At 65.4% G+C, this 12,906-nt stretch carries 14 protein-coding genes; 7 read left to right on the forward strand and 7 right to left on the reverse strand.

The window, feature by feature from the left end:
* The first annotated feature begins 309 nt into the window (after positions 1-309).
* Both G9E11_RS17210 and G9E11_RS17215 read left to right on the forward strand, forming a co-directional pair.
* On the forward strand, positions 310-576 hold the full coding sequence (locus G9E11_RS17210) for a hypothetical protein (RefSeq protein WP_190607930.1): 267 nt from the start codon (positions 310-312) through the stop codon (positions 574-576).
* A 153-nt stretch (positions 577-729) separates the two neighbouring features.
* Positions 730-1,821 (forward strand): glycerophosphodiester phosphodiesterase family protein, encoded by a 1,092-nt coding sequence (locus G9E11_RS17215; RefSeq protein ID WP_190607932.1) that lies wholly within the window; start codon positions 730-732, stop codon positions 1,819-1,821.
* Positions 1,822-1,847: 26 nt separating this feature from the next.
* Here the strand turns inward: G9E11_RS17215 and G9E11_RS17220 are convergent, their stop codons facing one another.
* Together G9E11_RS17220 and G9E11_RS17225 are read right to left on the reverse strand one after the other, a co-directional pair.
* Positions 1,848-2,597: a DUF2182 domain-containing protein gene (locus G9E11_RS17220; RefSeq protein ID WP_311764401.1), complete on the reverse strand. Its 750-nt coding sequence runs from the start codon at positions 2,595-2,597 to the stop codon at positions 1,848-1,850.
* Between the two features lie 19 nt (positions 2,598-2,616).
* The gene (locus G9E11_RS17225) at positions 2,617-3,222 is read right to left on the reverse strand and encodes a DUF1326 domain-containing protein (RefSeq protein WP_190607937.1); all 606 of its coding nucleotides are present in this window, start codon (positions 3,220-3,222) and stop codon (positions 2,617-2,619) included.
* Positions 3,223-3,431: 209 nt separating this feature from the next.
* Between G9E11_RS17225 and G9E11_RS17230 the strand changes: the two genes are divergently transcribed.
* Positions 3,432-3,854: a DUF3592 domain-containing protein gene (locus G9E11_RS17230; RefSeq protein WP_311764410.1), complete on the forward strand. Its 423-nt coding sequence runs from the start codon at positions 3,432-3,434 to the stop codon at positions 3,852-3,854.
* Between the two features lie 115 nt (positions 3,855-3,969).
* On the opposite strand, the gene G9E11_RS17235 is transcribed toward G9E11_RS17230, so the two are convergent.
* The 4 genes from G9E11_RS17235 to G9E11_RS17250 form a co-directional block, all read right to left on the reverse strand.
* A complete protein-coding gene (locus G9E11_RS17235; RefSeq protein WP_194718285.1) occupies positions 3,970-4,332 on the reverse strand; it encodes a hypothetical protein in 363 nt (120 codons plus the stop codon).
* A 52-nt stretch (positions 4,333-4,384) separates the two neighbouring features.
* On the reverse strand, positions 4,385-4,687 hold the full coding sequence (locus tag G9E11_RS17240) for a hypothetical protein (protein ID WP_190607943.1): 303 nt from the start codon (positions 4,685-4,687) through the stop codon (positions 4,385-4,387).
* Positions 4,688-5,384: 697 nt separating this feature from the next.
* Entirely contained in the window at positions 5,385-6,467 is a 1,083-nt protein-coding gene (locus G9E11_RS17245) for a TM2 domain-containing protein (protein WP_190607945.1), read from the reverse strand.
* Positions 6,468-6,875: 408 nt separating this feature from the next.
* Positions 6,876-7,292, reverse strand: coding sequence for an ester cyclase (locus G9E11_RS17250; protein WP_190607947.1), 417 nt, complete (start codon positions 7,290-7,292; stop codon positions 6,876-6,878).
* Positions 7,293-7,476: 184 nt separating this feature from the next.
* Between G9E11_RS17250 and G9E11_RS17255 the strand changes: the two genes are divergently transcribed.
* The 4 genes from G9E11_RS17255 (at position 7,477) to G9E11_RS17270 (ending at position 11,890) form a co-directional block, all read left to right on the forward strand.
* On the forward strand, positions 7,477-7,782 hold the full coding sequence (locus G9E11_RS17255; RefSeq protein ID WP_190607950.1) for a YegP family protein: 306 nt from the start codon (positions 7,477-7,479) through the stop codon (positions 7,780-7,782).
* A 155-nt stretch (positions 7,783-7,937) separates the two neighbouring features.
* Positions 7,938-9,704, forward strand: coding sequence for a RecQ family ATP-dependent DNA helicase (locus G9E11_RS17260; RefSeq protein WP_190607952.1), 1,767 nt, complete (start codon positions 7,938-7,940; stop codon positions 9,702-9,704).
* A 147-nt stretch (positions 9,705-9,851) separates the two neighbouring features.
* On the forward strand, positions 9,852-10,607 hold the full coding sequence (locus G9E11_RS17265) for an ArsR/SmtB family transcription factor (RefSeq protein ID WP_190607954.1): 756 nt from the start codon (positions 9,852-9,854) through the stop codon (positions 10,605-10,607).
* 86 nt (positions 10,608-10,693) lie between these two features.
* On the forward strand, positions 10,694-11,890 hold the full coding sequence (locus G9E11_RS17270) for a TerC family protein (protein ID WP_190607956.1): 1,197 nt from the start codon (positions 10,694-10,696) through the stop codon (positions 11,888-11,890).
* 84 nt (positions 11,891-11,974) lie between these two features.
* Here the strand turns inward: G9E11_RS17270 and G9E11_RS17275 are convergent, their stop codons facing one another.
* Complete coding sequence (locus tag G9E11_RS17275; protein WP_349769242.1) at positions 11,975-12,901, reverse strand: serine hydrolase domain-containing protein; 927 nt, start codon at positions 12,899-12,901, stop codon at positions 11,975-11,977.
* Positions 12,902-12,906 lie beyond the last annotated feature (5 nt).

Raw genomic sequence — 12,906 nt, forward strand, 5'->3', positions numbered from 1 at the left:
CGGGCACCTAAGCAGGAATTGATCATCCTGTGATGCGGGTTACATAAATCTAGGAGGCGGCTGTATCATTGTCAACAATCCGAATGTAAGGATGTCCTGAATGTTCTTCACTGGGGTCTCAAAGGTGATTCCCCGCTCATTAGTCATCGCTTAGATGCAAGCCTCAAGGAAGGCAGGCCGCACGGCGCACCACTCCGGCTCCGAAGCCCCACAACTGCCCCTGGCAATCGACCGGTACAACCTGGCCGCGGCCTAAGCCACGCCGGCATCACCTTATCCGCAAACAGAAAGCCTCCCAAGGAACGAATCATGAAGAAGCGCATCCAGTTGCAGCAGACCGGGTCGAGCAGCAACGGCCGGACACCCAGACCGCGGACCGGCGATCACTGCCCTGCGAACGGCTGGTGGGCACCCCTCAATGACGAGTCAACCCCGCACTTCATCACCGAGGGGAGCATCATGCCCCCAGCGAACGGGACCCCCATGAGCTGGAAGCTGGTGATAGGCCAGCCGCGGCAGGTGCAAAGGCCGAGCCACGACTTCCCGCCGAAAGGCTTTGCGCTGGACAGCATCTGACCAGGAATTGCTGTTCGGGCTTTCGGGGCACCAGTGAGCCAACTTGTTAACCTGCCCGCCAACTCCCCGCGGGCCGCGCGCCACCTGGCTTCCCTAGGGTAAACGGGTCGGCGGCTCAGCGCCGGCCACCGTCATCCTGGAGGAACCAAAACCATGCGCAAATTCCTGACCGCAGCGGCCGCCGTCGCGCTTTTCACCGCCACCATCGGCTCGACGGCGAGTCCCGCCATCGCTGCCCCGGCAGCGGACGCCGGGACGCCGTCGTCGAACGCTGCCGGTACCTCGCCAACGGGGAAAACAACAGCCATGACGACGAACGAGCGCAACGGCTCGTTCGACCTGCAGTCGCACCGCGGCGGCCGCGGCGAGTGGACCGAGGAATCGCTGACCGCGTTTGCGAACTCGCTGAAGCTGGGCGTGAGCACGCTCGAACTGGACACCCACCTGACCGAGGACGGCAAGGTGATCGTCTGGCACGACGACACGATGCAGGCCAACAAGTGCGCGGACACGGCGCCGGCCACGCCCAACGACCCCGAGTTCCCCTACGCGGGCCGCCGCGTGGCGGAGCTGTCGCTGGCCCAAATCAAGACGCTCAACTGCGGCTACACCCAGCTGGCCGGATACCCGGAGCAGCAAGTGATCGAGGGCAACCGCATCGCCGAGCTCAGGGACGTCTTCCAGCTGGTCCGCGACTTGGGCGCCAAGAAGGTCCGCTTCAACGTGGAGACCAAGGTGGAGGACGGGCAGGCCGGCGGCGAGGGCTCGGTGGCGCTCACCAAGGCCGTGGTCACCGAGATCTACATGGCGGGCATGTCCGGCCGCACCACGGTGCAGTCGTTCGACTGGTCCACGCTGAACTACACCAAGAAGTTCGCCCCGCAGCTGCGGGTCGTGGCGCTCTCCAGCGGCGACGCATGGCTGCAGGTGGGCAAGCCCGGCGCCGCGCCCGAGCTGGGCGGTATCGACATCGACGACTACGACGGTTCCCTCGCCAAGGCCGCCAAGGCCCTGGGCTACGACGTCATCTCCCCCACGTTCCGTTCCGTCACCTCGCAGATGATTGCCGAGGCCCACGAGTACGGCCTGCCCGTCATCCCGTGGACCGTGAACACCACCGCAGACATGGCCCGCCTGATGGACCTCGGCGTGGACGGCATCATCACCGACTACCCCACCCGCCTGCGCACCTTCATGGACCAGCGCGGCCTGAAGCTGCCGAAGGCGTACGCAGTGGCTGGGTAGTTTCTTCCATCGGTAAAAGCCGAAGCCTACATCCCTGATGACATGTACAGGCCGGGCAGCAGGGCAGGATTTCCCAGTGCAAAGAAGGCGAAGACGATCAGCGCCCCTCCAACAATCCTGCTCAGCGCACGCCCGTGGCTCCACGACTTCTCCAGCAGCACGGTTACGGCGATGACGGCCATCCAGGCAAGGTTCATCACGCCCACGGCGATAAGGACCACCATCAGCCCCCAACAGCATCCTATGCAGTACACGCCGTGGTAAAGCCCGACCCGCAGGTCACGGAGCCGGCCCTTGTAGCTCGAGACATGGAGCAGGAACGCCACCGGTGAGCGGCAATGACGGAGGCAGAAGTCTTTGAGCGGCGTCAGTTGATAAATGCCCGCGGCCACCAGCATCCCGGCTCCCACCCACGGTGCGACGTCCGGCGCAGCCGTTGCCAACTGGCCCGCCAGCAGCGCGGCCGCGAAGGCGGCGGCGCCGAAGACAGCCCACGCGGCCAGGTACCCGAGAACGAGTGCGGCGGTTCGGGCGGCCCGGACGGCGGCACTCCGGGTCGACCGGATGGACCGCAGATAAACCGTGGTGAGGGGCGATAACGCCGGAAGCATCATTGCCGCCATCATCAGCGTCCACGCCGCCAGGAAGCCGGCAAGTCCCAACCCCATCGTCCCGGGCCCGGGAGCCATCTCCCGGAAGCCCAGGACCGTGAAGTACCAAGCGACAGCCGCGCAGCCAAGCAACACCAGCAGTGCCCCGTGGTTGCGGACTGTCACATATGCCTGCCCCGACAAGTCAGGCTGACCAAGAGAACGGTGCCGAGAAGGAGTTCTTTCCGGCGTTGTCCCACGACAGGCCGAAGACATCCACGGCGGACGTGGTGGCACGTCCGGCGGACAACGTGTCGGCAGGGAAGCCGATGCCGCTGACCTTGACGCCGGCGCCGGTCGGGTCCAGTGGCGAGACGAAGTCCTCCACTGACATGTCGACAGCCGTGCCGATCCTGACCCGGTGCTCCCGCCCGTCATCCGCATAGGTGAAATCGCGGGACTCCATGCCCAGCATCTCGCCGATCAGGGGGGCCAGGCCCTCCATCGGCCCGCCCAGCTGGCCGCCAAACACGGCCCCGAGCGCCTCGGCCTGCTCGGGTGAGGCGGCTGCGTCCATCAGGACGCCTACCTTCCAGCCGCCGTCGCTCATCAGTGCGGGCGCATCGGTCACCACGCAGACGTTCAGGCCGCCGACGTCGACGCCGTTGACGTCACCCTTGTGGACGTGGAAGGCAAGCGCCACCTTGCAGCGGTCCTCATCCCCAGGCAATGTAAGGCCGGAGGTGGCACACGGGCAGACCATATCGCAGTTGCAGTTTTCGAAGTACGTGCCTTCGATTTGCCATGCCATGCGGGGCTCCTTTCCCACGACCCCCACGCCGTCAGTGTGCTCCGGGGTATGGACCGCGTCAATAGGAAAATACCGCGGTAAAGAAGCGCTCGGACGCGGAAAATCCGGGGCCGGACGGTCCCCTTTTGCACTCGGCTCGCGCCGCCAGTGCCGAGACCGCGGCAAGCTGGCATACTGCTTGGTGGACCTTGGGGGATCACTTGAAAATCGTGCTGTACATCATCTGGGCGCTGTTCGTTGCCGGTGCCGCCTGCTCCATCATCCACGTGGTCAGGAAGAACAGGCAGCACGAACACCGGATAGCCGACTGGCCCCGGCTGCAAGCCACCGTGACCGGGAGCCGGGCGGGCTGGACCAGCGGCGTGGGCAACATGACCCCTAGCCACCGCTTCTGGCCCACGTACCGGTTCAGTGATCCACTCGGCAGAACCTTCACGGGGGAATCTGAATATTCATTTATCCGGCGGCCAGTGCCGGGTTCGCTTTTAGAGGTCGCCTACAACCCGGCCAACCCCAACGAGTCGTTCCACGTCTCCCCGGAGACGAGAGCTCTGCTGGGCTGCGTGATACCGTTTTTCGCCGTCTTTGCCGTGGTCCTCTTCTGGTTCATCGGTATCTTTCCGCTGGCCTGACGCGCGATATAGCAAACGTCCGCGCCGTCCTGCAATCTTCCATCGATTGCTCCGTAACTGCCGTTTTGCGGCCCTAAAAGGGCAGTTACGGAGCCGCCGATGGGTTGTGTAAGGCTCAGGAAACCTTGTAGCTCAACCTGTACTTGGCGCCGTTTCGTGAACTCCATGATCCCGTCCTTGCTGCCGGGTTCGAGGACCTGTTGGCCGAGGTAGTCGTCGCCCTCGACGTCAGGTTTTGGTCCTCGACCCTGATCCGGGTCTCGTCATCGCCGATGAGGTCCTCCTGCTCAACGCAATGGAGGGTTCCGAGACGGATCTTGCCACCCGGAATGGATGTCAGCGTGCTGAGTTTGGCCCGGTGCACACCGTTGATCACGTTGATGGCCGGGTTCCCGCTGGCACTGTTGTACTTGTACGAACCGGATTCGAACAGCAGGTACGCCTCGCCATACGGTGTGGCGATGATTCCTTCCGCCATGCTCGGGGCGCGGAAGCAACGCACGGACGCCCTGTCGAGATTGGTTTCGCCCTTATTGGTGACGTACAAGTTGCTGCGGTGCTTCCGCCCGTGACGTGCTGAAGAGGAAGCGCCCGTCCGCGGCTGCCACTCCCTGCGTCCACTGGGGCACCTCCCAGCGCAAGCCGTTCCCGTCTGCTTTCCTGTCCAGGGTCAGGGATCCGTTGTCAGCGATGGTGTAGCTGTACATCCAGTCACGGTGCTCGCTGCTGAACTTGCCGGCGTACAGGTGTCCGCCGTCGACGGTCATGAATGACGCACCGTAAACCTTGCGGTCTCCGCCGTCCGGCCTTACGGATCCGTCTTTCGCCGTCATAGCCTTCCGGAGCTCGGACAGGCTGTACTTGCGGATTGTGTGCCAGCCATCCTTCTTTGGGCCGTCGACGAATGCCCACTTGCCGTTCAGCGCGATGGACCGGCGTGGGTCTGGTGCGTGTCATTGCCCCTTGGCTCGATGTCGACGGTCCCCACAGTTGTGTTCCCTGCGGTCGGATTTAGACCGACGATATGCGCCTTGCCCTTGCCGTAGGTTGAGACGAGCAGCAGATTGTTGCCCTTGCCGCGGGCTCCGGTTTCCGCTGATCGAGCTTGTCGAAATCAAGGTTTCAACAAGCTCAACCGGCGGAAGCGCCGTCGTCGTATCTACCATCGACTGCTCCATAACCGCCGTTTTGCGTTCCCATAAGGGCGGTTACGGAGCAGTCGACGGGCTATGCCCTTATCCGGCCGGGAGTTCCTTGGGAGTGCGAGCTCACGCCGGCCAGCAGACAGGCTCAACCACCGGGGCTCGGGCTCCGGAGGGCGGTTCACCCAGCCGTCGTGGGGCACTTTGGCAGTCGCGACGCCGTGAATCCCGACGCCGGGCGGCGTGTCGCGGGTCAAAGTGCCCCGTTTCGGCAGGCTCTACCAGCGGGTCCCTGTCTTCGCCGCGCTCAACCGACGGACGCAAAAGGCCCCGCGGGACCAGGCACAAGTGCCGGATCCAGCGGGGCCTTCAGCTGGGTAGGAGGACGCTACTTCGCCGCGATGGTCCAGTCGCCGTCGGAGTTGACCTGGACGAAGCCGGGGGTGAGCTTCACGGTTCCGCTGTAGTCGCCGGTCTTGTTGACGGCGAGCTCGGGAACCTCGCTGCCGAAGCCCAACACCACGAAGCTGCCTTCGCCCTTGTTGGTGACCGCAGCCTTGTCGCTGAACGCATCCCAGTAGAGAACCATGTCGCCGTGGCCTCTCACCTTGTCGGTCGAGGTGGGAACGCTGTCGATGTCCTCGATCTTCAGCGTCCACGCGGAGTCGGCGCTGATGGCCAACTCAGTGGTGGCCGCGGTGCTGGTGTCCACGAGGTGCGACCCTGCGTACGGGCCAACGGCCTTGACCAGGACCATCTCATGTCCGTTGGTTTCCAGGACCGTGTTGCCGCTGCAGGCCTTGCACGTGAACGTCACCACGGCGGGGACGCCCTTGAGGTCCACGGTCTTGACGGCGTCGCCGGTGCCCGTCAGCGTCTGCGCCGCCAGATGCGGACGGTCTTCACCTGAAACTGCTTCCCCCGTGGCCGCCGGATCCGCCGAGGGATCCGAGGCGGCGCTCTCCGACGTCACAGGAGCGGCGGTGACGATTGGCGGGGTGGAGGCCTGCCGGACAATAGCGGCGGCAGCAATCCCGCTGAACACGCCAATCACCAGACTGACCACCAAAAAGACAACCGTGACCATGACAGCCACCTTCTTGTGCTGGGCATACCCTGCCAGCGGCCGGCCGTTCCCGTCCGTCTGCTTCCCGGCCAGCGTGATGACCAGGTCCACAAGCGCCCACCAGCCCAGTCCGCCCAGCGTCAGCAGCTTGGCGATGCCCGTGCCGGTCTTGCCGAGATAGAAGCGGTCCACGCCCAGTACGCCCAGGAGCAGCGAGAAAAGCCAGGTGACCAGGAAGGACTTCTGCGGTTCCGCCCCGTACTGCCCCGGGAAGGACCCGTACTGCCCCGGATACGCCTGCCCCGCGTTCTGCCCGTCCAACAACTGCCCGTTCGCATACAGCGGCGCCCCGTAGGTGGTGTAGTCGGAGGGCGGCGGTGGAAGGGTTGGGCCAGGGTGGCTCATTGCAGTCCTTTCAGGGCAGGTGACGGCAGGGGTCACCGAGGTGGCGGAGTGAGGAAGAAGGGTGGGCAGTGCGGAAGGGGCGGTGCAGTAGGGTGGGTCGAGCGGGAATCCACCTGTGACAGGAACACCGCGCGAGCGAGACCTGTGGTGAATAACACGTGGCTGGACGGCGGGCACATGGCTTCAAAAGCCCGTTTTGTTAAGGCTTTATGGCTTGCACATCTGCTGCTGTCCCCCAGGTTGACGCTTCGGCGTCACCGCCCCCTGAAGGGATGATACAGGGCTTCGGGTTGGCGCGAGGGGACGCCACGGCGCGTCCCGGACGACGCGCCGTGAAGACGCACGACGACGGCGCGCGTCGCCCGCCGTCGTCGTACTTCTTGTTTGTTTTGGGTCGCGAGTCCGGCCCTACTTAGGCACGGCTCCAATCTGCTGCATCAGGCTCATTGTGTCGGTCGATCCCCAGTGTTCGGCCACCTTGCCGTCCTGCACCCGGATAATGTCGATGCCCGAGAATTCCACCGATTTGCCGGTGGCCGGCACGCCCGCGAAGTCGCCCTGGTGCGTTCCCGTCAGGGTCACGTGCACCGCCTCGAGGTCCCCGTCGGCGAGCGCCGGCTCCGAGGTCTTGACCGCTAGATCCGGAAATGCGGTCCGCACGGCGTTCACGTAGAACTTCACGCCCTCCTTGCCCGGCGGCTGCCCCGGAAAGCCCTCCTCGTGATCGACGACGTCGTCCGCCACCAAATCGTCGATGAGCGCCAGATTTCCGCCGGTCAGCACCTCGTTGTAAAACCGCCTGATCAATCCTTGTCCGCCAGCCATCTCCGTCTCCTTTGAGCTTATGTGGCCGTATTCGGCAGCTAGATCTTCCCACCGGCCGCTCGGCACAACAACGGTTAATTGCTTTCCGGATTCCGGCGCTCATCCGGCGGTCCCTCCGGGCAGGAAAGGTCCAAAATAGGTTTAGGGGACATGCCAGCAAGGTGCACGATCGGAGGGTTTTGTCATGGCCGGCCACTTTGAAATCATCGATGCTCCGGACGGCGGCTTCCGCGTCAGGCTTCTGGACGGAACGGGCGGCCTGGTGGCCGTCTCAGTGAAGTACCCCACCAAAGAGGCTGCCGTGGCGGGGATTTCCTGGACCAGGGAAGTCGCCGGGACCGGCCTCATCCGCGACATGAGCCGCGGCGGGCATGGGGAGCTCATCATCCCGAAGTCCAGGGCAGCCCACGCGACCGTGAGATTCCACTCCCATACTCGCTTCCCGGCCGCGGACCGAGGTGCTGGGGTCCGAAGGGTCCGCTCGCTCTGACGGGTGGCGGAAGGACGGGCCCGGCGACGGCGTGGCGGGCCGGTCCGCGGATGCCCCTGCGCTGCGGAGGACATGACGCCGAGCGGACCTAGCACTAGGGTGGATTCCACGGCTGAAGACACCCGGCCTTGGAACGCCCTTACGGAGCTGCCACCATGACCGAAGCCCTCGCCGCCACACCCGACACAACCGCAAGCCCCAACAGCGCAGATCCCAACAGCACAGGTCCCGACGCCGGCCTCCGCCAGCTCGCCGCCGACGCCTACGGGCTCCCCCACCTGCGGGACGGCCAGCTCGCCGGCATGCGCGCCCTGGCCCAGGGCCGCGACGTCCTCGCCGTCATGCCCACCGGTTACGGCAAGTCGGCCATCTACCAGGTTGCCGCCCTGTTCATCCACCGCGGTCACCAAGACAAGCACCTCGACGCCACCGGGGCCAACAGCGCCAGACGCGGTCCCGCCGTCGTCGTTTCCCCGTTGATCGCCCTCCAGGAGGACCAACTGGACGGCCTGCTGGAGGACCTGGGCGGGGAGTCCGCGGCCGCCATCAATTCCGGCCGGAAGGATTCGGAGGTGCAGGACGCGTGGGAGGCCGCCGAGCGGGGCGAGGCAACATTTCTCTTCCTGGCCCCCGAGCAGCTGGCCAAAACCGAGACCGTCGAACGGCTCGCCGCCATGAACGTCTCGCTGTTCGTGGTGGACGAGGCCCACTGCGTCTCCTCCTGGGGGCACGACTTCCGCCCCGACTACCTGCGCCTCGGCGAGGTCCGCGCGCAACTCGGCAACCCGCCCGTCGCGGCGCTCACCGCTACTGCCTCTCCCCCGGTGCGTGACGAGATCCAGCAGCGCCTGCGCATGAAGGACCCGCTGGTGCTGGTCCACGGCTTCGACCGGCCCAACATCCGGCTCGACGTCGTGCGGCACCTTGAGGACCGGGACAAGCGGCGCGCCGTCGTCGAGCATGTGGCGGAGCTCAAGGGGCCCGGCCTGCTGTACGCGGCCACCCGCAAGGACACTGAAACCTACGCGGCGGAACTCACCGAACGCGGGCTGCGTGCCGAGGCCTACCACGCCGGCCGGAAGCAGAGCGAGCGCGACCAGGTCCACGAGCAGTTTCTCGACGACGAACTAGACGTCGTGGTGGCCACCACCGCGTTCGGCATGGGCATCGACAAGCCCAACGTCCGCTTCGTGATCCACGCCGACATCCCCGAGTCACTGGACGCCTACTATCAGGAGATCGGCCGCTCCGGCCGGGACGGAGACCCTGCCTCCGCCGTCCTGCACTACCGGCCCGAGGACCTGGGCCTGCGCAAGTTCTTCAGCACCCACAAACCGGACGAGGACGCGCTGCTCGGTGTCCTCACCGCCCTGCGCGCCTCAGACGGCCCGGTCACGCAGAAGGCGCTCGCCGAGCAGACCGGCATCCCCACCCGCCGGCTCACCGGCCTGCTCAACGAGCTGCAGGAGACCCGCTCCGTGAAGGCCCTCAAACGGGGCATCCGCCTGGAGGCCGGCGCGAAGCTGCCCAAGGTGGTGGAACAGGCCGTCGAACTCGCCGAAGCACGCCAGCGCGTGGACCGCTCGCGCATCGAGATGGCGCGCGGCTACGCGGAGACGGACGCCTGCCGGCGCCAGTTCCTGCTGGGCTACTTCGGCGAGGACCTCCCCGAACCGTGCGGCAACTGCGACAACTGCGCCGACGGTTCGGCTTACGAGGAGGATTACGACGACAGCGCCGTGGCCGCCGCCGGCGGTGAAGCCTTCCCGCTCCAGTCATCAGTGGTGCACAAGGAGTGGGGCGCGGGCATCGTCATGCGCCACGAGGAGGACGTGATCACCGTGCTCTTCGAGCAGGAGGGCTACAAGACGCTCTCCCGCCAGGCCGTGACGGAGGGAAAGATCCTGACACTCGCGGACTGACGCCGTCGTGCCCTCCCAGCCACCCAAGTAAGTAGCACTTCAGGGCGTTCCCAGCGCTGGGAACGCCCTGACTTGCTACTTACTTGGGGAGATAAGGACCCCTCCGGACCATTGACATGTGACCAAATGGTCACCTATTCTGGCCGTGTGGACGCCGTATTCAAGGCCCTCGCCGACCCCATCCGCAGGGACCTGCTGGACGCGCTCTTCAGCGAGGACGGCCAGACCCTTAGCGCGCTGGAGTCGCGGTTCGAGATCACCCGATTCGGCGTCATGAAGCACCTGAAGATCCTGGAAGAGGCGGGCCTCGTGGTGACCAGGCGCCGCGGCCGCGAGAAACTGCACTTCCTCAATCCGGTGCCCATCAGGCTCGTCCACGACCGGTGGGTGAGCAAATACGCAGAACCATGGGCCGCTGCTCTCAGCGACCTCAAATCCCGATTGGAAAGTCCCATGGAAAAGATCTTCGAAATCTACATCAAGACCACTCCGGAACGGCTCTGGGAAGCCATCACGGACAGCGACATCCGCAGCAAGTACCAGTTCGGGAACACGCTGAAGTCGGACTGGACGCCGGGCTCCCGCTTCGAAATGGGCAACCCCAAAGCCGGGGAGCTCCTCGGCGAGGGCGAGAACCTGGAAGTCGATCCCCCGCGCCGGCTGGTGCAGACCATGCGCGCGCTCTGGGGCGAGGACGTCAAGGCCGAGGGCACCTCCCGCGTCACCTGGGAAATCGAGCCGGTCGGCGACGACTCGTGCCACCTCACCGTCACGCACGACCAGCTCCGCGAAGGCGCCAACGAGCAGCTCTACGGCGGCTGGCCGATGATCCTCTCCGGCCTGAAGACCTGGCTCGAGACCGGGGAAAAGCTCACCACGCCGGGCTCGCTGATGTACGGCTGAGGGGAACGGTGCCTTGCGGGCGGGCGGAGCGCACTGGGTAGGGTTGTCTTGCACGCCCCGCCCGAAACGCGCAGGAAAGAGGCAGCATGGAAGTCCCCCCTATCGTCTGGACCCTCACGATTGCCGGGATCGTTGCGCTCCTGGCCTTCGACTTCTTCTTCCACGTCCGCAAGGCCCACACCCCGTCCCTGAAGGAATCCGCCACGTGGTCGGCCATCTACGTGGGGATGGCAGTCGTGTTCGGCCTTGGCGTCTGGCTCTTTGGCGGCTCCAAGATGGGCACCGAGTACTTCGCCGGCTACGTGACCGAGAAGGCGCTGTCCGTGGACAACCTGTTCGTCTTCCTGATCATCATGTCAAGCTTCAAGGTGCCGCGCGCCGACCAGCAGAAAGTGCTCCTGTTCGGCATCGTTTTCTCGCTGCTCGCCCGGACCGGCTTCATCTTCCTCGGCGCCGCACTGATCAACAGCTTCGCTTGGGTGTTCTACATTTTCGGGCTGATCCTGCTCATCACCGCCGGGAATCTGCTCAAGCCGGACAACCACGACGACGACACCGAAACCCTCGTGGTCCGGCTCGCCAAGAAGTTCCTGCCGGCCTCCGATCATTTCGACGGCGACAAGCTCTTCACCGTGGTTGACGGCAAGAAGGTCCTCACGCCGATGCTCCTGGTGATGGTGGCCATCGGCGCCACGGACATTCTCTTCGCGCTGGACTCCATCCCGGCCATCTTCGGCCTGACGCAGAACGTGTTCATCGTCTTCACGGCCACCGCGTTCTCGCTCATGGGCCTGCGGCAGCTGTTCTTCCTGATTGACGAGCTCCTCGACCGGCTCATCTACCTCTCCTACGGCCTCGCCGCCATCCTCGGCTTCATCGGCGTGAAGCTGATCCTGCACGCCCTGCACGAGAACAACCTGCCGTTCATCAATGACGGCGAACACGTGAACGTCGTCGAAATCAGCACCGGCCTGTCGCTCAGCGTGATCCTGGGCGTACTCGCCGTCACCATCGTCGGCTCCCTCCTCAGCCCCAAGGGCAAGGCCAAGTCCATGGTCTCCGGCGCCAGGCGGCACGCCACCACGTACGTGGACCTCAACTACGAGACGGACATCGCCGAGCGCGAGCGGATCTTCGACAAGCTGGTCCGCGAGGAGCAGGAACTCAAGAAGCTCCCGGAGAAGTACAAGCGCCTCATCCGGGACGAGACCGAGTTCATGAACCTGATCCGCCAGGCCCACACCGAGCACGACCAGGCCCTGGAGCGCGCCGGCGAAAAGTAGCCCACCAAGACCAACGCGGGGTCACTTACAGCCCAATTAGGATGGTTTATTGGGCGATAAGTGACCCCGCGTTGCTGTTTCGGGTTACGTTCCCGGGCGTCCCGCCACTACCGCGAGGAACCTGAAGCCGTGGCGGTCCACGGGCGCCGCTGTCGCGGTCAGAAGTACGACGCCGGTCCCCGCCTTCCGGTCCAGCCCCACCCAGGAGCGGAAACCGCCGGTGCCGCCGTTGTGCCAGGTGACTGCGCGGCCCTTCACCTCCAGGGTCATCCAGCCGGCACCGATGCGGGCTGCAGGTCCGGCGAAGTTCGCCACGGGATCCAGCGCGCCAAGGCCCGGGGCGGATCCGTTCAGCAGCGCCTGCACCAGCCGGGCCATGTCGCCGATCGAGGCCCTGACCCCGCCAGCCGGAGCAACTGCCTCGCCGGTCCACGGCTGCATCACCCGGCCCGAGCGGCTCCGGCCGGTGACCGCCGTCGGACGCACCTCAGCGGCAGTGGCTGGCGCGTAAACAGAACTTAGCCCGAGCGGAACTGCGAGCCGCTCGCGGAGCAGCTCCTGGAAACTCAGGCCTGCACCGGCGGCGACGGCATGGCCTAAAAGCTCGAAGCCGAAGTTGGAGTAACGCGGGCGCGGGGTGGAGTGTCCGGCGGGCAGGTGCGCGGCGCGGGCCTGGTCCAGCAGTTCCGCCAGGGTTTCGCCGTAGGGATTGGTGCCGTGCAGAACCAGGTCAAGGCTGCGCCGCAGGGTTCCCGGCTGCCGGGGCAGCCGGGGCAGGCCCGAAGAATGCCGGCTTAGTGAAACCAGAGTCACGCCGGCCGCGGGGCAGTCGCCCAGCGGCAGCCGCTCCCCCAGCGTGGTGCCGGGACCCAGCTCGCCGCGCCTCAGGGCGTCGGCACAGAGCAGCCCCGTGATCCCCTTGGAGACCGAGCCAATTTCGAAGTCAGCAGCAAGGGAGGCACCGCGGCCCGCCACGGCAACCTCCCCTGCGGAAACAGTGGCCGCAGCCACCACTG

The sequence above is a fragment of the Arthrobacter ipis genome, assembly GCF_014694315.1.
Classification (GTDB): domain Bacteria; phylum Actinomycetota; class Actinomycetes; order Actinomycetales; family Micrococcaceae; genus Arthrobacter; species Arthrobacter ipis.